Below are 19,746 nucleotides of genomic sequence, written 5' to 3'. Positions count from 1 at the left end.
TTTAGAATTTCGGTTTTATAGATTGAACAAGACTATCCATTTTTATTGGTTTTGGTTTTACGGCAGTTCCAGGCTTTAACCCTCCAATACCTGCTGCAATGATAGTTTCTCCTTTATTTACTCCAGATTTTACAAGAGCCATATTGTCGATTCTTTCAATTACATCGATTACGACATTTTTAGCGGTATCTTTTTCTACTTTGTAGACATAGACTATACCTTGTTGTTCATATGTAGCACTTTCAGGAACTACAAGGACGTTATCGTAATGTTGTGGGAATCTTATTGTACCGCTGTTACCATTACTTAATAATTTTTGAGCATTCGTAAATCCGACTCTGAACTGAATAGTTCCTGTTGTAGGATCGATTTGTCCTGTAACAGCTTCGATTCTACCTTTTTCAGGATATAAACTTCCGTTTGCCAGTTGTAATTCTACCATTGGAAGGTTTTTTATTTTTTCAGGCATTGAAGCACCTAGAGATTTTTCAAGGAAATCAAAATATTCTTTTTCATTCATTGAAAAATAAGCATAAATCTGAGATGTATCGGAAATTGTAGTTAAAGGAGTTTGATCTGTCGGCCCAACCAAGCTACCTACTTTTAAAGGAAGTTTTCCAATAACTCCAGAGATAGGAGCACGAATAATTGAATATTCAATATTAGCTTCTACTCCTTTGTAATTAGCAACGGCTTGACTTTTAGCAGCTTTTGCCTGTTGAAGCTGAGCCTGAGCCTGAGCCAAATTTGCCTGAGCAGTTTGTAGCTGAACATTGCTGATAATATTTTTCTGGACAAGAGGTTTTAGCTTATTTACTTCCACATTTGCTGCATTTACAGCAGCTTGAACGGCAGCAATATTAGATTCTGCAGCACCTATTCCGGCTTTTGAAGCAGCTGCATTTTCGTTTAAAATGTTGGTTTCAAGACGAAATAAAGGTTGTCCTTTAGTTACATATTGACCCTCATCTACTAAAACTTGGGTAATATACCCTTGTATTTTGGCTCGGACATCATTGTTTACTCTACCTTGTATTGTAGCTGGAAATGTTTGATAGCCTATTATATTTTTTGCTTCAACGTTTACTACAGGATATGGTTTTGGCCCCTCCTGTTTTGGAGCTTCTTTCTTGCAGGCTGTAAGAGAAAGCACAGCAATGGAAAGTATAAGTAGTTTATTATTCATTATGTATTATAGTTTATTAAGAGATTCCTGAATATTTTCTATGTTTTTATTTAAAAGGGCTTTATAGGCTTCTATTCGCTCATTGTATTCCTGATCTTTGCTTTTTTTAAAATTGTTAAAATCATCCAATAATTTGAGTTCAACTTGCATTTTTTTTACAATTTTTTCAAACCTTATTTTTTTATATTCTTCATTGATGAAAAAATAACGCCTTCTTTCATCCATTTTGTTGTGATCTATAATAAGTTCGGCATTAAGTAAAAGTGAAATACTTGTAGAAACAGAGCTTTTACTAGCTGAAAGAACTTCAACAAATTCATCAAAAGTGATACCTACTTTTTCGTAATCGAAAAGTAAGTAGGCATATATTTTGGAAGCTAAAGGAGGGATGCCAAAGATGCTACCATAGAATTTTACGGCATCTTGAAAAATTTTTTCATCAATTTCTATACTCTTATGCATCGTATATAAATTTTAGCAAAAGTAAAAATTAGTTCTGAACTAACCGAACATGGACTGATAGAGTTTATAAATAAAGAGTATTTTAAAAATTCAATGAGATTCGATTTAACTTTTTGCTCAAATTATAATCTTCTCAAAGGCTTTTCTAATTCCTCCAGCCAGAAAAACTTCTCCACAATATGCATATCCTTTACTTTCGAGAATTTTGAGCATAGCTGTATTGTCATAGTTTGTGTCTACTTTTATACTTTGAATCCCCTTCGATTTTGTGAATTCTTCGATATGGTCGAAAAGTTTTTTTACCATTCCTTGTCCCGCGAATCTTTCATCAACGGCAACTCTGTGTACAACTACAAACTCGCCGTTACTTAACCATGCCCCTTCAATATTGTTATAAGCTGGTTCGTCATTCAAAATCAAAGCTACATATACAGCTACTTCCTCATCTATTGTCATTACATATCCTGCCTCTTTTTCAATGTCATTTTCAACAGTTCCCAAATTCGGATAACCTTGTTGCCATTGAGTACTTCCGTCCTGCCTTCTTCTTTCAATTGCTTGTTGTAGAATGCCCCAAATGATATTTTTATCCTCAGTTTCAGCTTTTCTTAATTTAGTTTCTGTAGAGTTCATATGATGTGATAGGTATTATGTTGAAAATAGGATGCTTTTTTAAGTGTTTAGTTAAATTAAATTTTCAAAAATAATCTATTGTTATTAAAAATATTGAAATTTTAAATTAAAAAACCGAAAACTAATTAAAATTAATTTTCGGTTCGAAGTAGTAAAATTTAAAATTATGAAATTGTTATTTATAATTTTCGTTTTGTTGAAGATAAGCATCAATAATTTCAAATGCTTTTTGCTCATCTTTTAAATCCACCATTACTTTCAGCGATGTTGCGGTTGGCGTTGTCGTAAAAGTAAGATAACTGTTTTCAACGGCATTTACAATCTGTGCATCATCCAATTTGGATTTTATTAATTGTATTTCTGAAGGCTTGTCACTTTCAAAAACTGATACTCTTGTACTTGTTTCCATATTCTATTTCATTTTGAGTACCTAAATGTATGACTTTTTTCAGAAATTACAAACAATAATCTTTAAATTTTATTAATATTGTTTTCAATTTTGTCTAAAGCAAGCTGTATCTCTTCTTTTGTGACATTAAGGTGAGGTCTGAATCGAAGTGACTGGTCTCCGCAAGGTAAGATGATTAATCCGTCATTGTAAAGTTCTTCTCTTAATTTGTCTCTTTGTTGTTGAGATGGAAGGTCTATTGCACACATCAAACCTCTTCCTCTTGCATTTGAAATTAAGTCAGGATGCCTTTCAGCTAATGTTTTTAAACCTTCTAATAAATAATCTCCTACAACCCTAGCATTTTCCACAAGGTTTTCTTTTTCAATGACTTCCATTACCAATTGGAAACGAAGCATATCGATAAAGTTACCTCCGAAAGTAGAATTAATTCTTGAGCTTTCTCTGAATACGTTATTCGGAATTTCGTCAAATTTTTCTTTATTAGCTAAAACTCCGCAAACCTGAGCTTTTTTACCAAAAGAAATGATGTCTGGTTTTGCTGTAAAATGTTGGAAAGCCCACATTTTTCCTGTAATGGCGATACCAGTCTGAACTTCATCAAAAATTAACAAGATTTCATTATCATCACAAATCTTTCTTAGACCTAATAAAAATTCGTCTCTGAAATGATTGTCACCCCCTTCAGCCTGAATTGGTTCGATAATTATACAAGCTACTTTATTTGGGTTCATCAAAATGGCTTCTTCAATTTGAATTAAAGCTAATTTTTCATTCTTGATTGTTTCCTCTAAATTTTCTTCTGTAATTGGGAAAGTTAATTTAGGATTCAAAATTCTAGGCCATTCAAACATTGGAAAATACTGGTATTTTCTTGGGTCTGACGTATTTGTAAGACTTAGTGTATATCCGCTTCTTCCGTGAAATGCCTGTTTGAAGTGAATGCAGATTCCTGCTTCTGTATCTAATCCTTTTTCGAAATTTTTACGGGTTTTCCAATCAAAACATGCCTTCATTGCATTTTCAACGCCTAAAGTTCCGCCTTCAATAAAGAAAGCATACTGTAATTCTTCTGGGATAACTACTCTTTCGAAAACTTCTAAAAATTGTGCATATTCCTCAGAGTAAACATCTGCCAATGTTGGTTTGTTGACAGCCATTTTTCCTAACCAAGCTGATTTTTCAACTAAATAAGGGTGGTTGTAACCGATAGATGCCGAAGCAAACATCGAAAACATATCTAAATATTCTCTGTTGGTAAGCTTGTCATATAGCCATGAACCGTGTGATTTCTCAATGTCCATCACGAAATCAAAACCATCTGCCAAAACGTGTTTACCTACTATTTCTTTTACTTTATTTGCTTTTATATCAATTGTCTGTTCCATATTTTTTGTGTGTGATTTGAAAATTGAATGATTAAAAAATTAAGCATTCTTGGTTATTAATTTTTAATTTTCAAATCTTTTTATTAATTAAATTAAAAGTTTAAATATCAAATTTAATTCCTTGTGCTAAAGGAAGTTGTGTTGTGTAATTTATAGTGTTTGTTTGTCTTCTCATATAATATTTCCATACATCTGAACCTGATTCTCTACCACCTCCTGTTTCTTTTTCACCACCAAAAGCACCTCCGATTTCAGCACCTGAAGTTCCGATATTTACGTTGGCGATTCCGCAATCTGAACCTGCATGAGAAAGGAATAATTCTGCTTCTCTTAAATTCTGAGTCATAATTGCAGATGATAATCCTTGTGGAACATCATTCTGAATTGCAATCGCTTCTTCTAAAGTTTTGTATTTGATTAAATATAAAATTGGGGCAAAAGTCTCGTGCTGAACAATTTCGTATGAATTTTTAACTTCAGCAATGGCTGGCTTTACATAGCATCCCGATTCATAGCCTTTTCCTTTCAGAACTTCGCCTTCAACGATGAATTTTCCTCCTTCTTTTTTACATTTTTTGATAGCTTCTTCATACTGATTTACTGCATCTACGTCGATAAGTGGCCCAACATGGTTGGTTTCGTCCAAAGGATTTCCGATTTTTAACTGTCCGTAAGCTTTTACCAGTCTGTTTTTTACTTCATCATAAACGCTTTCATGAATAATTAGCCTTCTTGTTGATGTACATCTTTGTCCAGCAGTTCCTACAGCTCCAAAAACAGCACCAATAATTGACATATTAATATCTGCATCCTGAGAAATGATGATGGCGTTATTTCCTCCTAGTTCAAGGATAGATTTTCCGAATCTTTCAGCTACTTTAGAAGAAACCATTCTTCCAACTCTTGTTGAACCAGTGAAAGAAACTAATGAAACTCTCTTGTCATCAACTAATCTTTGTCCGACTTCATGATCAGCAACCAAAACACTTGAAATTCCTTCAGGAAGATTGTTTTCCTTTAAAACATCATTCATAATATTCTGACATGCAATAGCGCAAAGTGGTGTTTTTTCGGATGGTTTCCAAATAGTAACGTTTCCACAAATCCACGCTAATGCTGTATTCCAAGACCAAACTGCAACCGGGAAGTTGAATGCAGTAATGATTCCTACGATTCCAAGAGGGTGATATTGCTCATACATTCTGTGACCTGGTCTTTCTGAATGCATTGTGTAACCGTGAAGTTGTCTTGAAACTCCTACTGCAAAATCGCAGATATCAATCATTTCCTGAACTTCACCTAAACCTTCCTGTAAAGATTTACCCATTTCATAAGAAACAAGTTTTCCTAAATCGTCTTTGTATTCTCTTAATTTTTGACCTAGCTGTCTTACAATCTCCCCTCTTTTTGGAGCCGGAATCAATCTAAATTCTTTGAAGGCTTTTTCAGCGGTTTCAATTACTTTGTCGTAATCGGATTCACCAGAAGTCTTTATTTTAGCAATCAAATTACCATCTACCGGCGAAAAACTTTCTATTGTTTTTCCTGACGCAAAATATTTTCCACCTACTGAAGTTCCTTTGTTTTCATCTTTAATTCCTAGATTTTTGAGTGTTTTCTCGATTCCAAAATCCTTTACTTTTTTAGACATAAAAATTTTACTTTTCGTTTTCTATAAAGTTAAAAATATTATGCGAACCGCAAAATTTTAATTTTTTTTGTATGTTTTTTATTTGGAATGATTATAAACATACTTATCTTTGTAAGGTAATCATTTGAGTTTCAGAAATGGAAAATAACAATACGATAAACAAACCGACAGAAGAAAAGAAAAATTCTAAATGGAAGCAATGGGTGAAAAAGTTCGGAATTGGCGGAATAATATTCTTTACTGTAAAAGGAATCATAACTTCTACTCTTATTTATTTTCTAGGAAAAAATTTTTGGAGCGTAATTAGTAATTATTTTACGACGATATTTGATTAATTTAATTGATATATGAGGAAAGAAAAAGCAGAGATATTTTCTCTGCTTTTTTGTTGGTTAAAGGTTAATTGAAATATTGATTATCATAAATTATTCTTTCTTTTTTCTTCCGGAACTTACTAAACTTTGATGAAGTAAATACTCAATCTGTCCGTTTACACTTCTGAATTCGTCATTTGCCCATTTCTCCAGAAGTTTGTATGTAGACTCATCTATCCTTATGACAAAAGATTTTTTGCCTTTGTTTTCGGAAGGATTTTGAGCTTTTTCTGATTTCATTTTATTCTGTTTTTTTAACGTAAAGGCTTTTAATCTTAATTTTTGATTACGTTTTAATTATATAGAGTTCCGGCATTTAGGATAGGTGTTGCGGCTTTTTCACCACAAAGTACCACCATTAAATTGCTTACCATTGCTGCTTTTCTTTCATCATCAAGTTCAACGATGTTGTCTTCAGAAAGTTTTTTCAAAGCCAAATCTACCATTCCTACAGCTCCCTCTACAATTTTGGTTCTTGCTGCTACAATTGCGGTTGCCTGTTGTCTCTGAAGCATTGCTCCTGCAATTTCTGATGCATAAGCTAAATGTGTAATTCTCGCTTCCTGAATGATAATTCCTGCGGGTGCTAATCTTTCTAATAATTCCTGTTCCAAGATTTTGTTTACCTGGTCTCCTCCATCTCTTAGTGTAATGTCTGCATGTTCATCTTCAAGATTGTCATAAGGAAAACTTACGGCTAAGTGTCTTACAGCTGCTTCGCTCTGCATTCTTACGTATTCAGTGTACCTTTCTACTTCATAAGCTGCTTTATAAGTGTCTCCTACTTTCCATACAATTACAGCTGCAATTTCGATGGGATTACCCATTTTGTCATTTACTTTCAAAGTTTGACCTTGCAGGTTTTCTGAACGAAGGCTTATTTTTTGCGATGAATACAATGGATTAATGAAGAATAATCCGTTTTCTTTTACAGTTCCTACATATTTACCGAAGAAGTTCAAAACTCTTGAATGGTTAGGCTGAATAATCATTAACCCTTTCAAGAAAAAGCATGAAAGAATAAAACATAAAACAGCTAAAATAACAAATGTGATGTTGTTGTCAACTCCTGTAATAAAAAGATAAACAGCTGCAACAAAAAGTCCCAGACAGATAACTAAAGTAAGGTATCCCGACATTGGTTTTAAGATTTTTTCCATAGACAAGTTTTTTAAGAATTTGATATTATTTTGATATCATAAAGATATAATAAAATTTTGAGTTATACTTCATGATTTATTATTTTTTTTTAACTTCGATTCTATACTTTAGATAATGTAAATGCATGAAAAATCCCGAAAATAACTTTTTCGGGATTTTATTTATTGATATTTTAAAATCTATTTTCTGTTTAAAGTTTTAAATTTAAAATAAGATATTGATGCTAAAGTTATCATGGTTGCTAATCCTATATATACCCAAGCCGGAACAGGAACAGGGTCTCCCGCTGCGTAAGAGTGAAGTCCGCTCAGATAATAATTAACTCCGAAATATGTCATAACCATAGAGCAAAACGCAAACATCGTCGCAACGTGGAATGCCCATCGGCTTCTTAATCCAGGAACTAATCTCATGTGTAATACAAAAGCATAAACCATAATAGAAATGAATGCCCAAGTTTCTTTAGGATCCCAGCTCCAATATCTACCCCAAGATTCATTTGCCCAAATTCCTCCCAAGAAATTTCCTACTGTTAAAGCATACAAACCAATTGTTAAAGACATTTCGGAAACAATAGCTAATTCTTTTAATGTTGTATCGTGATGTAGTTTGTAGTTCTTTTTGTTTGAAATTATATAGAATACCAAACTGATTACAGCAATAATCATAGACAATGCAAAGAAACCATAACTTGACGTAATAATTGCAACGTGAATAATCAGCCAATAAGATTTTAATACGGGAACAAGCGGTGTGATTTGTGGGTCAAGAGCCGAACCTCCGTGGGCAAATCCCATCATAATAACAGCTACCATAAATCCGGCTGCAGGAATTAGCGCATTCGAATTTCTGTAAAGCAATAATCCGGCTGTAATGCCTACCCAAGAGATGAAGATAATTGCTTCATATCCATTACTCCAAGGTGCGTGTCCAGAAATGTACCATCTTGCAACTAATCCAAGGAAGTGGAAAGCATATCCTACAATACCAATTACAATAATTGTTTTGATGGTTTTGTTTAAAATTCTGTTGGGCTTGAATAATTCAACAAAGCCCAAAAGCAATAACAATCCGCCAATTAAAGTATAGAAAATTAATAGTTTGAAGTTAATGTTTACTTTGTTCATGAAAACTTCTAAATCAACTTTAGATTTTGCAGGAACCACTGCTTTACCCCATTTTTGTTGATAATCTGAAAGTTTTGCCAATTCAGCATCGGCTTTTGCCCAGTTTCCGGATTGTTGAGCCTGTAAAACTTCTGCAAAATATGGTCCCATTACTTGCTGAGACTCCATATCCGGTTCAAATTTTTGGTCTAACCAAGAATGCCAAGTATGATTTGGGTCGTTTTTAACAGGAACAATTCTCATAAACTGGCCACTGAAAAATTCATTAAAAATCTGAACTCTTTCATTTACAGCAATTACTTCTTTATCGTAATTTGTTTGTTCTGCTGGTTTTTTACGGAATGCAATATTGTAATCATTTTCAAGAATATAAGATAAATTTCCGTTGGCATCAGCTGGGAAAAGATTCATTAAAGAGGTGTAACCATCTTCATTAGCTTTTGTTTTGTTTTTCAATTCATCACCTCCTTTCGATCCTATTTTAATCATTGGAACCATCGTCCAGCTTGGAGTATCTGTATTGATTGAAAGAAACCATTGGTTCGCAGTAAGAGATTTCCCGTCAGTTCCTTTAAACTCGTCTTTTTTGTATAATTTTCTTAAAACGTCAAGAGCTTCAGTATTGATAGGAACAATTCTTCCGTCATAATTTTGAACCAAAAGATATCCAAATTTATCAGCATGCTCTGCACTGATTTTATTTCTCGCAATAATTTCGTCAGGAGAGATAACTCTCATTTTGTTTAATGGAGCTGCTAAAGAGTTTTGTTTAGGTTGTTGTTGCGGAGCTGCATCATGAGTGTGACCGTCTCCTTCTACATGGATATGTTCTCTGCTTCCGTCTGTAGTTCCGTGTGTTTCTATCTTTTGAGCATTTAACCCAAGGCTTAAAAACAATAAAAGAACAGTTATCATTTTCTTTTTGCTAACATCAGTCAACATTTTATTTAATTTCCAGAAATGAGTTCCTTTCCAGAAGAAAATGATGAACATACCAATGAATAAAAAGGCATAACCAATATAAGAAATTAAAGTTCCCCAAAAATCATGATTTACAGAGAGAACGGTTCCCATTCTATCAGGATCAAAACTAGATTGGAAGAAACGGTATCCTTTATGGTTTAAAACATGATTCATATAAATTTTATAGGGAGTTTCCTTTCCTTCATCAATGATTTTTACATGACTTTCATATGCGCTTGGAGATGAACTTCCAGGATAAGTTTCCATTACGAAATCATCCAACTTAAGTGAGAATGGAGTATTATAAATTTTAGGTCCGAAACCAACCATGATATTCAATCCATCCATTGTTACTTGTTTGTATGCGTTTGGATTTCCTTTTTCTACAGATAAATCTACTAATTGCTTTGTTTTTGGTCCCTGAATTTCAATAGTTAGCATGTCAGGAACATTTTGGTCTTTCTTTCTGTCACCTTCAATGGCAATCAGTTTCCCTTTTTTTAGACCTTCCGGAACAACAAGTTTCAGTTCGTTAATTGTATATAAGCTTCTTAATACTAAAGGTTGAAATTCATCTTTCTTTGTATTTCCAGTAGCTTGAGTTGCCATCGTCATAAAAGACGCATCAACAGGAGTTTTTATCATCAATTTTCCTCCGTCATTTCTGAATTCTACCGCTCCTTCAATGGCTCTGTTAAAGGTAACTAAAGTACCATTAATAGATTTTGTTTCACCTGGTTTGATGTAGATGTTCTGTCTTCCTGTATTTCCCGTTGAAACTAAATGAAGGTATTCAGTCCCATTTGCTTGAGCAATTAAACTGTCTTTTTTTCTTTGAATATATTCTTTTGCTTCAATTTTTACAGTTTTCCCATGAAAGTCGTACGTTGCTTTCAGGTCTTTATGTAGTGGAGACATCAGATAAGGAATGTCTTGATAATTAAGAACATCGCCTTTTTCTTCAATTTGAATTTTAAAGAAATTTTTGTCCGTTACAATTTCGTTTGAGCTTTCACCTTCTCTGATGTGCATTGTACCTTCAAAACTGATGTATCTTGTAATGGCACCACCAATAAAAATTAGTATAAAAGACAGGTGGAAAATCAAAACCGGCCACTTTTCTCTTTTCCAAAGTCTATATCTCCCGATATTTCCTATAAAATTGAGAATCAGTAAGAACATGATAAGTTCAAACCACTTTGCTTCGTAAATTAAGGCTTTGGCTGTTGGTGTTCCGTAATCGTTTTCTAAAAACGTTGCATAAGCCATGGCAAATGCATACACCAATAACAGCACAGCCATTGTTCTGGTTGAGATAATAATATCCTGGAGCTTCTTCATGATTTTTTTACTTGACTTGCAAAAATAAGGATGATAAACAATAAAGCATATAAAAAAAGATGTTTTTTATCATTTTAGAGCCTCTTTTTGTTATTTTGAATGATTCTTAATAACACGTTTTTTATTGGGAAATATTTAATTTTAAATGTGATGCCAAAAGAGATTTATAGTATCTATTATCGTTATGAGATCAGTCTATGTTTTATGAGTTTTAATATATAATGTTTTATTATAAGAATTATTGAAATAGAATTTTCAGCTGGTTTGTTTTTAAGTGTTTCAATTTTTTATATATTTCAATTTAATGTGAATTTTTATCAGTAACTTACACCTATCTATTTAAGGGAATTTTAGTGAGTGAATAAACAGCTTGTATTTTAATTTGAACCATAAAAATAGTACAATTATGATTTTTGTTGAAAGCGAATTTGCGCCGTTGAAAAAAGTAGTTCTTGCCCAATCTGAATTTGGTTACCCAAAAGAACTAAGAGAAGATGATTTGCGTTTTTTAGATAAATCGCTAATAGAAGAAAGTATGGGGAAGGAAAATCTAGGAAAAGATTTTTCAGAAGCATTCCCTATTCTTCAAAAACAATGGGAACAGGAACGAGCCAATTTAAAATCGGTTCTTGAAAAATATAATGTAGAAGTTCTTCGGCCAAGAAAACTGACAGCTATAGAAAAAGAGGTTACAGGTTCAAAAGGATATTCAAATTTTTTTGCCAGAGATCCCTTTTTTACAATTGGTAATTTTGTTATAGAAGGTTCTTTGCGTTTTTTGCACAGGCGTGGAGAAGTTTTTCCGCTTAGAAATTTGCTTAATGAAAATGTATATCCTGAAGATTGTTGGTATGTGGCAGTTCCTCAACCCGAAGTTGCGGAGCTGACAAGTAAAGATTTGGGAAACGGTCCGTTTCTTGAAGGAGGAGATGTGCTGGTTTTAGGTAATAAAATCTTTGTAGGAAATTCAGGATTAGCATCAAATAATTTAGGCATTTCGTGGTTGTCTAAATTATTAAAACCACAGGGATATACAGTAGAGTCTGTAAGATTGCATCCCAATATACTGCATTTGGATTGTGCATTAGGCTTAGTAAAAGAAGGTTTAATGGTTGTCTGCGAAGAAGCATTTTTAGACGGAATTCCTGAAACATTTAAAAATTGGAAGAAAATCAAAGTTTCGTTTGAAGAAGCAACGAAATTGGCAACAAATGGTTTACCAGTTTCACCTCAAGTCTATATAACTGATCCTACCTTCGAACATATAGGAAAAGAAATAGAAAAAGAAGGAGTAACTGTTGAATATGTTGATTTTTCTATTAGCAGAAGTTTTGGAGGAGCTTTTCGTTGTAGTACACAAGCTCTTTTAAGAAAATCTTAATATTTCATTTTATAGCGAATCCGAAAAAAATATTTTTCGGATTCGTTGTTTTTATTTTTTGAGAATGTGTTTTTTCTCCATGCTTCTATAATTAAACATTATCATTTCTCATTTTAAATCGATTGGAAACGAAATATGTAAATATTTAAGGAATGTTTAATCGTTCTTTTTAGTTAAAAAGGGTTCTTTAATGTTGAAAAAACATTAAATTTGCGAACATTGATATTATGGACAAAAAGACACAAAAACAACAGCCGGAATCGCCTGAAAAAGGCAAGTTTTTATCTAAGCCGAGAGTATTTTTCGGGCTTACTTTTATACTTTTTTCTTTAGTTCTTACTTTTTCATTTGTCTCATATTTAGCAAATTGGAAGGCAGATCAAAGTCAGGCAGGAACCATGCTCGATAAAACCATTAAATCTTCAAATATTTTTGGGAAATTAGGTGATTGGTTGGGCAATATTTTCATTTTTGAAAGTATAGGAGTTGCCTCATTTATAATCGCATTTTTATTTTTTGTATTCGGAACATTAATTCTGAAAAAGAAAATTTTCAAGCCATGGAAAACGGTTGGTCACTCTCTGTTTTTTATTTGTTGGCTTCCAATTTTATTCGGAGCTATTACGAAAGGTCAGGGAGTTTTGAGTGGAGTTTATGGTTATCAAATTATGGATTCTATGAATGCTATTATCGGAACTGTAGGGCTTTGGTTAGTTTTGGTAGCAAGTATTCTTTTGTATTTTATTTTGGAGTTTAATTTGAGACCGAGTTCTATCAAAAATAAACTAAATCAAATTAATGAAAATACCATCGGAAAGGTAAAATCTATGATGCCTAATTCTGATGAAAATTTTGAAGCAGATGAAGAATTAATTGAAGAAAATGAAAATACCGAAGAGCGTCAGTCAAAAGTTACCATTACAGAGGTAGAACCTAAACCTACCGTAAAAGTTACAGAGCCAGAACCTGTAAATATTCCTAAAGGGTTTCCTGAAGTTCCTGTCTCAACTAATTTAGATACAATTGTAACTCCTAACCAGACTTCTTTTGAAAATGATAAGAACGATTTTTCACAATCAGTTAATTTAAATATAAATACAAAGCCAAGTATTCCTACATCATCTCCAGAACAAGCCTTCGATATCAAATCATCAAATTCTTTTTCTTCTGAACCAAAAGAAGATATTAAATTTAACGTAGAAGTTGCTCCGGTTGTAGATATTTTGGATGATTCGGATAAAAAATCTCAAGAATTGGTTGATAAGCATGGCTTATATGATCATAAATTGGATTTAGCAAATTTCCAGATGCCGACTATCGAGCTTTTAAAAGATTACGGAAACGAAGAAATTTCAATCAACAAAGAAGAATTAGAAGAAAATAAAAACAAAATTGTTGGACTTCTTAAAAACTTTAATGTCGGTATCGCTGAAATTAAAGCGACAATCGGTCCAACAGTTACATTATACGAAATTGTACCCGAAGCGGGAATCAGAGTTGCTGCAATTAAAAAATTACAAGATGATATAGCATTAAATCTTTCAGCTTTAGGAATCCGAATTATCGCACCAATGCCGGGAAAAGGAACTATCGGAATTGAGGTTCCGAGAAAAAATCCTACAATGGTTTCTATGCGTTCAGTAATTGCATCGCAAAAATTCCAAAATACAGATATGGATTTACCAGTTGTTTTCGGTAAAACGATTTCTAACGAAATCTTCATGGCAGACCTTTCAAAAATGCCTCACTTATTGATGGCGGGTGCAACAGGTCAGGGTAAATCGGTTGGTATTAATGCTATTCTTACTTCCCTACTTTATAAAAAGCATCCAAGCGAATTGAAATTCGTAATGGTTGACCCTAAAAAAGTAGAACTTTCTTTATATTCTAAAATTGAAAGACATTATCTGGCAAAATTACCGGATGCAGAAGAAGCAATTATTACAGATACCAATAAAGTAATTAATACACTGAATTCTCTTTGTATCGAAATGGATACAAGATATGATTTGCTTAAAAATGCTTTCTGTAAAAATTTAAAAGAATACAACAAAAAGTTTGCGGAAAGAAAATTAAATCCTGAAAACGGACATCGTTATTTACCTTATATCGTTTTGGTGGTTGATGAGTTTGCAGACTTGATTATGACTGCAGGAAAAGAAGTTGAATTACCGATTGCAAGATTGGCTCAGTTAGCAAGAGCAGTAGGTATTCACCTTATTGTTGCAACACAAAGACCTTCTGTAAACGTAATTACGGGTATGATTAAGGCAAATTTCCCAGCAAGAGCTGCATTTAGAGTAATTTCAAGTGTAGATTCCAGAACAATTTTGGATTCTCCGGGAGCAGATCAGTTGATTGGTAAAGGAGATATGCTTTATTTCAACGGAAATGAAATTCTAAGACTTCAGTGTGCTTTCGTAGATACTCCTGAAGTTGAAAGACTCGCAGAATATATCGGTGAGCAAAAAGGGTATGCTTCTGCATTTATGCTACCTGAATATGTTTCTGAAGATTCAACAAGTACTGTAGGTGCATTTGATCCTAACGAAAAAGATGCTTTGTTTGAAGATGCCGCAAGAATTATTGTTTCTACTCAACAAGGTTCTACTTCTATGCTTCAGAGACAATTGAAGTTAGGGTATAACAGAGCAGGAAGAATTATGGATCAATTGGAGGCAAGTGGAATTGTTGGAGGATTTAATGGGGCAAAAGCCAGAGAAGTTTTAATAAGCGACCTTCATTCTTTGGAACAGTTTTTGGAAGATTTGCGTGGATAAAGGATAAACAGACATTTCAGGTTTAACTTTTATGAATTAAGGATGTCTAAGAATTATAAATAAATAAAATGAAAAGAATTGTTTCAAAAATTATATTAGGAAGTTTTGTTGTAGGAGCTATTGGTTTTTCAAATGCACAAAAAATAGATGCAAAAGCAAAGAAAATATTAGATGATATCACAGCAAACTACAATTCTAAAAAGAATACATATTTCAAATTTTCTTTTGGAAGTGGTGTAAATGGTCAGGTTGAAAAAACAGAACCGGGAATATATTATGCAGCCGGAGATAAATATAAGTTGAAAATCATGGATACAGAACAGATTTTTGATGGAAATAAAATCTATAATATTAATGCAGAAGATATGGAAGTTACCATTGCTAAGCCAAACGGAAGCTCTACAATGTTCTCCCCTATCAACTATCTTACAACCTATAGAAATGATTACAATGTAACATATAACGGTAAGAAAACCGTGAATGGTGTAAGTACAGATTTTATTAAACTTACTCCAGTGAAAGCAAACGGATTAAAATATGTTTACCTTTTTGTTGATTCTTCAAAAAAACAAATGGTGAAACTCGAACAGCATGGAAATAATAAAGATGTTGCAGTAATTGCCATTAAAGAATACAAAGAAAATCAGGACTTAGACCCGAATATGTTTGTTTTCGATAAAAATAAATTCAAAAACTACATTATTACCGAGTTGTAAACTGAATTTTAGATTTCACATCTTAAAAAAATAATAAATATTAAAGTCACAAAGAAAACTTTGTGGCTTTTTCATTAATTTTGGCGCATGTTAAAAATTCTGGACAAATATATCATAAAAACCTTCTTCGGACCGTTTTTCTTTATATTCAGTGTATTGTTTTTCATATTTATTGTAAACATTATCTGGGTTCAATTGGGGCAATTTATGGGAAAAGGATTGAGCTATTGGCAAATCCTCAAACTTCTTTTTTATATGGGAGTAAGTGTGGTAAGCTTGGTACTTCCGCTTACTATTCTCTTGGCAAGTATTATGTCGTTTGGAGAATTTGGTGAACGGTATGAACTTGCAGCCATGAAAGCCGCCGGAATTTCATTAACGAGAGTGATGTTGCCTTTATTGGGAGTTACTACTCTATTAGCAATCATGCTGTATTTCTTTTCAAATAATATTATTCCAGATTTTCAGAAGAAAGCAAAGAATATGCTTTTTAATATTGCTCAAACTAAACCGGCACTGAATTTTACACCAGGGCAGTTTATAGATCAGATTCCAGGATATATGGTGAAGTTTGATAAGATTTATGGTGAAAATGGTGAAAATATAGAAGGTGTTTTTGTTCATAAGAAATCCAGTGCTTTTGAAAGTCAACAATCAATTGTTGCCGAAAAAGGACAATTTGTTCCTGCAGCAAATAAGAATTTTTTGAAATTGGTTTTGCACAACGGATATGTTTATGAAGATGCTTTGGAGGGTAAAGGAGGAAATGCTCGTGAAAGACAACCAGATCAGGCAATAAAATTTGATACTTTAGTTTCTCATTTTGATATTAGTGAAATCATTAATAAAGCTATTGAAAAAGAACAAATTACTGATGATTATCGTTTTAATACATTCAATGAGCTTAATACAACCATTGCGAATATTAAAAAAGATAACAAACAGTTTTTTGAAAATACAACCAATGATGCATTGAATCAGACGAATTCTGTGGTTAGCTATATGGAAAAAAGCAAAACTAAAGCAAAACCCAAACTTCAAGTAAAAATTGATACTGTAAAAACAGACAAAAAGCTTGAAATGATCTACAATGCTCATAATAGACTAGAGAATCTTAAAACCACTTTAGACGGAAAAACTACGGAAATCAAACAAAATGTAAAGTATTTCAGTAAGGTTGTTATTTATCAGCAAAGAATTCTTTCTTATTCGGTTACCTGTATTATTTTCTTCTTGATTGGGGCGAGCTTGGGTTCCATTATTAGAAAAGGAGGAATGGGTGTTCCGGTTATCATTGCGATTGTAATTTTTATTATTTTCTATGTGATGAATTTAGGTATTGAAAACGTAGCTTGGGGTGGGAAAATGAATCCTTATCTAGCAGCTTGGCTTCCGAATATGATTTTGTTTCCTTTTGGGGTTTTGATGACTTATAAAGCACTTACAGATTCTCAATTGTTTGATGCGGAGAAATACAAAGCGTTATTTAAACCTATTACCAGAAGATTTAGTAAAAATAAAGAACATAAAAGGTATCAGTAGTATTACTAAAATATCTATAAATAAAAAGATTCAGTTTTTTCTGAATCTTTTTATTTTTTAAGATTTATTCAAAATAAAAAAGAGATCTCAATGTTGAAATCTCTTTTAAATATTTTATTTTCAAAACTGAAAATTATACTTTCATAATATCAGCTTCTTTTACTTTAAGTTGTTCATCGCAAAGTTTAACATACTTATCAGTAAGAGTTTGGATTTCAGCTTCAATTCCTTTAACAACATCTTCAGAAACGCCTTCTAACTTTTTAAGTTCTTTTAATCCGTTTTGTCTTGCATTTCTTACAACAATTTTAGTGTCTTCTGCTTCTCCTTTAGCCTGTTTTGCTAAATCTCTTCTTCTTTCCTCTGTTAAAGGTGGTACGTTAAGAATTATATTAATACCATTATTAGAAGGAGCAAAACCTAAGTTTGAATTAATGATTGCTTTCTCAATATCGTTAATTGCTTTTGCATCCCAAGGTTGAATAGAAATTGTCATTGCATCCGGAATAGAAACGTTAGCAACCTGGTTGATGGGAGTCATTGCTCCATAATATTCTACCATCACATCCTGAACCATTGTTGTAGAAGCACGTCCTGCTCTAATTCTTTGAAATGCATGATCCAAGTGCTTTACAGCTGCCTCCATGTCCTGCTTTACAGATTCTAATATAAGATCTAATTCTTCCATTATATAATAAAAATTTGAAAGGTTACACATTTATATAATTGTTGATTGATAAGTAGTAGTAAAGTCTTAATTACAAATCAACCAAAGTACCAACATTTTCTCCGTCTACGATTTTTTCCAGATTACCATCTTTATTCATATCAAAAACAATGATTGGTAATTTATTTTCATGGCTTAAAGTAAATGCAGTCATGTCCATTACTTTAAGATTTTTTTCGAAAACTTCATCAAAAGATAAAGAATTATATTTTACAGCATCTGCATTTTTTTCAGGATCGCTGTCATAGATTCCGTCTACTCTTGTTCCTTTTAAAATAACATCGGCACCAATTTCAATAGCTCTTAATGTTGCAGCGGTATCAGTTGTAAAATAAGGGTTTCCTGTTCCTGCTCCGAAAATTACTACTCTGCCCTTTTCAAGATGTCTTACAGCTCTTCTTTTGATGAAAGGTTCGGCTACTTTATCCATTTCGATAGCAGATTGAAGTCTTGTTTTAATCCCTGCATCTTCCAAAGCACCTTGTAGAGCCATTCCGTTGATTACTGTTGCAAGCATTCCCATATAATCTCCCTGTACTCTATCCATTCCTTTTGCAGCACCTGCTACTCCACGGAAAATATTTCCTCCTCCAATTACAATAGCAACTTCGCAGCCTTTATTAACTACTTTCTTTATTTCAGTGGCATATTCTTGCAATCTTTCATTATCAATACCGTACTGTCTGTTCCCCATTAAGGCCTCACCACTAAGTTTTAGAAGGATTCTTTTGTATTTCATCTTTATATTAAATAACTTTTTGTTAGATTAGCTTGTCAAAAATTTGACTTTGCAAATATAATCATTAAAAATATTGATAAAAGAAAAATATTTAAGTATAAATAATGTAGGAAATATTTTGAAAAGTACGAAAAAGAATTATTTTTGCATTAATAATAAACTGAATTGAAGAAAATTGTCATTTTTTCATTATTTCTATCAGGAATTGTTTCTTTTGCACAAACGGGAACAAATGTTTATCCTTTCCTAAATATTCCTGTATCTGCCAGACAGGCTGCTTTAGGCGGAGATGCAATTACTATAAGAGATTATGATGCATCATTTGCTATTGCAAACCCTGCTTTGTTGAATAAAGATTCAGACAAACAGCTTTCAATCAACGGAGCGGCTTATTTGGCAGACTCTAAATACGGAACAATTGCTTATGCCAAAGATTTTGATAATGGTCATATGGCTACTGTCAATGCACGGTACATGAGTTATGGAAGTATACCAAGAACGGATGAAAGTGGTTTTGAAAACGGAACTTTTTCCGCTTCAGATGTAGCCATTGGAGCCGGATATGCTTATCAGTTTGAAGAAGACTGGACAATCGGAGGTGGACTAAACTTCATCACTTCAAAAATTGATAATTATACTTCTTCTGCTATTGCAGGTAGCGCAGGTATTACTTATCATAATAAGAAAAGTAAAGAAGTCGCTTCATTAGTTTTAAGAAACTTTGGATATCAGTTTAAATCTTTCAACGGAACAAGAGAAAATCTTCCTTTTAGAATAGATTTAGGATATACAAAAATTTTGAAGGCAATTCCTCTTGCTATTACTGTTACAGCTCATGATTTGCAAAAGTTTGATATTTCTTCGGAATATAATGTAAACGGACAGGAAGTAAATGTCGGAAGGAAAATTGCAGATCATTTTTCAGTAGGTGCAGAACTGTTTCCTGAGAAAAATTTCAATATAAGATTAGGATATAATGTAAAGAGAGGGAATGAACTTGCTGTAGCAGATCAAAGAAACTTTTCAGGTCTTTCGGGAGGTTTTGGAATTAAAATTTCAAGATTCCGTTTAGACTATGCTCATATCAGATATCATAATTCTTCAAATGTAAATCAAATTGGTGTTTCTGTGGATCTTAGCAGTCATCGTGGGGAATAGTTTTGGTC

At 32.9% G+C, this 19,746-nt stretch carries 17 protein-coding genes; 6 read left to right on the top strand and 11 right to left on the bottom strand.

Annotated features, from left to right (window positions below; all coding sequences use genetic code 11):
- Window position 1: 1 nt before the first annotated feature.
- From OH806_RS13555 to amaB, 6 genes are all read right to left on the bottom strand, one after another.
- The gene (locus OH806_RS13555; protein WP_264744210.1) at window positions 2-1,186 is read right to left on the bottom strand and encodes an efflux RND transporter periplasmic adaptor subunit; all 1,185 of its coding nucleotides are present in this window, start codon (window positions 1,184-1,186) and stop codon (window positions 2-4) included.
- A gap of 6 nt (window positions 1,187-1,192) precedes the next feature.
- Window positions 1,193-1,648, bottom strand: coding sequence for a transcriptional regulator (locus OH806_RS13550; RefSeq protein WP_264744209.1), 456 nt, complete (start codon window positions 1,646-1,648; stop codon window positions 1,193-1,195).
- Between the two features lie 117 nt (window positions 1,649-1,765).
- Window positions 1,766-2,281: a GNAT family N-acetyltransferase gene (locus OH806_RS13545; RefSeq protein WP_264744208.1), complete on the bottom strand. Its 516-nt coding sequence runs from the start codon at window positions 2,279-2,281 to the stop codon at window positions 1,766-1,768.
- A 175-nt stretch (window positions 2,282-2,456) separates the two neighbouring features.
- Window positions 2,457-2,690 carry a DUF2007 domain-containing protein gene (locus OH806_RS13540; RefSeq protein WP_264744207.1) on the bottom strand — a complete coding sequence of 78 codons (234 nt, stop codon included), beginning with the start codon at window positions 2,688-2,690 and terminating at the stop codon, window positions 2,457-2,459.
- Between the two features lie 62 nt (window positions 2,691-2,752).
- The gene (lat, locus tag OH806_RS13535) at window positions 2,753-4,078 is read right to left on the bottom strand and encodes an L-lysine 6-transaminase (RefSeq protein WP_264744206.1); all 1,326 of its coding nucleotides are present in this window, start codon (window positions 4,076-4,078) and stop codon (window positions 2,753-2,755) included.
- A gap of 100 nt (window positions 4,079-4,178) precedes the next feature.
- Window positions 4,179-5,729, bottom strand: a complete 1,551-nt coding sequence (amaB, locus tag OH806_RS13530; RefSeq protein ID WP_264744205.1) for an L-piperidine-6-carboxylate dehydrogenase — start codon at window positions 5,727-5,729, stop codon at window positions 4,179-4,181.
- A gap of 137 nt (window positions 5,730-5,866) precedes the next feature.
- On the opposite strand from amaB, the gene OH806_RS13525 reads away from it, so the two are divergent.
- A complete protein-coding gene (locus OH806_RS13525) occupies window positions 5,867-6,064 on the top strand; it encodes a hypothetical protein (RefSeq protein ID WP_264744204.1) in 198 nt (65 codons plus the stop codon).
- Between the two features lie 90 nt (window positions 6,065-6,154).
- On the opposite strand, the gene OH806_RS13520 is transcribed toward OH806_RS13525, so the two are convergent.
- The 3 genes from OH806_RS13520 to OH806_RS13510 form a co-directional block, all read right to left on the bottom strand.
- Window positions 6,155-6,343 (bottom strand): type II toxin-antitoxin system antitoxin, encoded by a 189-nt coding sequence (locus OH806_RS13520; RefSeq protein ID WP_264744203.1) that lies wholly within the window; start codon window positions 6,341-6,343, stop codon window positions 6,155-6,157.
- Between the two features lie 53 nt (window positions 6,344-6,396).
- Entirely contained in the window at window positions 6,397-7,263 is an 867-nt protein-coding gene (locus tag OH806_RS13515; protein WP_264744202.1) for an SPFH domain-containing protein, read from the bottom strand.
- A gap of 180 nt (window positions 7,264-7,443) precedes the next feature.
- Window positions 7,444-10,695 (bottom strand): cytochrome c biogenesis protein CcsA, encoded by a 3,252-nt coding sequence (locus tag OH806_RS13510; protein WP_264744201.1) that lies wholly within the window; start codon window positions 10,693-10,695, stop codon window positions 7,444-7,446.
- A 406-nt stretch (window positions 10,696-11,101) separates the two neighbouring features.
- Between OH806_RS13510 and OH806_RS13505 the strand changes: the two genes are divergently transcribed.
- From OH806_RS13505 to OH806_RS13490, 4 genes are all read left to right on the top strand, one after another.
- Complete coding sequence (locus OH806_RS13505) at window positions 11,102-12,076, top strand: dimethylarginine dimethylaminohydrolase family protein (protein WP_264744200.1); 975 nt, start codon at window positions 11,102-11,104, stop codon at window positions 12,074-12,076.
- Between the two features lie 227 nt (window positions 12,077-12,303).
- The gene (locus OH806_RS13500) at window positions 12,304-14,856 is read left to right on the top strand and encodes an FtsK/SpoIIIE family DNA translocase (RefSeq protein WP_264744199.1); all 2,553 of its coding nucleotides are present in this window, start codon (window positions 12,304-12,306) and stop codon (window positions 14,854-14,856) included.
- Between the two features lie 68 nt (window positions 14,857-14,924).
- Window positions 14,925-15,572, top strand: a complete 648-nt coding sequence (locus OH806_RS13495; protein ID WP_264744198.1) for a LolA family protein — start codon at window positions 14,925-14,927, stop codon at window positions 15,570-15,572.
- A gap of 87 nt (window positions 15,573-15,659) precedes the next feature.
- Entirely contained in the window at window positions 15,660-17,114 is a 1,455-nt protein-coding gene (locus OH806_RS13490; RefSeq protein WP_264744197.1) for an LptF/LptG family permease, read from the top strand.
- A gap of 133 nt (window positions 17,115-17,247) precedes the next feature.
- Here the strand turns inward: OH806_RS13490 and frr are convergent, their stop codons facing one another.
- Window positions 17,248-17,802: a ribosome recycling factor gene (gene frr / locus OH806_RS13485; protein ID WP_264744196.1), complete on the bottom strand. Its 555-nt coding sequence runs from the start codon at window positions 17,800-17,802 to the stop codon at window positions 17,248-17,250.
- 70 nt (window positions 17,803-17,872) lie between these two features.
- Window positions 17,873-18,580: a UMP kinase gene (gene pyrH, locus OH806_RS13480; protein WP_264744195.1), complete on the bottom strand. Its 708-nt coding sequence runs from the start codon at window positions 18,578-18,580 to the stop codon at window positions 17,873-17,875.
- A gap of 165 nt (window positions 18,581-18,745) precedes the next feature.
- On the opposite strand from pyrH, the gene porQ reads away from it, so the two are divergent.
- Window positions 18,746-19,738: a type IX secretion system protein PorQ gene (gene porQ, locus OH806_RS13475; protein WP_264744194.1), complete on the top strand. Its 993-nt coding sequence runs from the start codon at window positions 18,746-18,748 to the stop codon at window positions 19,736-19,738.
- The last annotated feature ends 8 nt before the right edge of the window (window positions 19,739-19,746 follow it).

Source organism: Chryseobacterium oryctis (genome assembly GCF_025971925.1).
GTDB lineage: Bacteria > Bacteroidota > Bacteroidia > Flavobacteriales > Weeksellaceae > Chryseobacterium > Chryseobacterium oryctis.
This window is presented reverse-complemented; position numbering and strand designations above follow the sequence as displayed.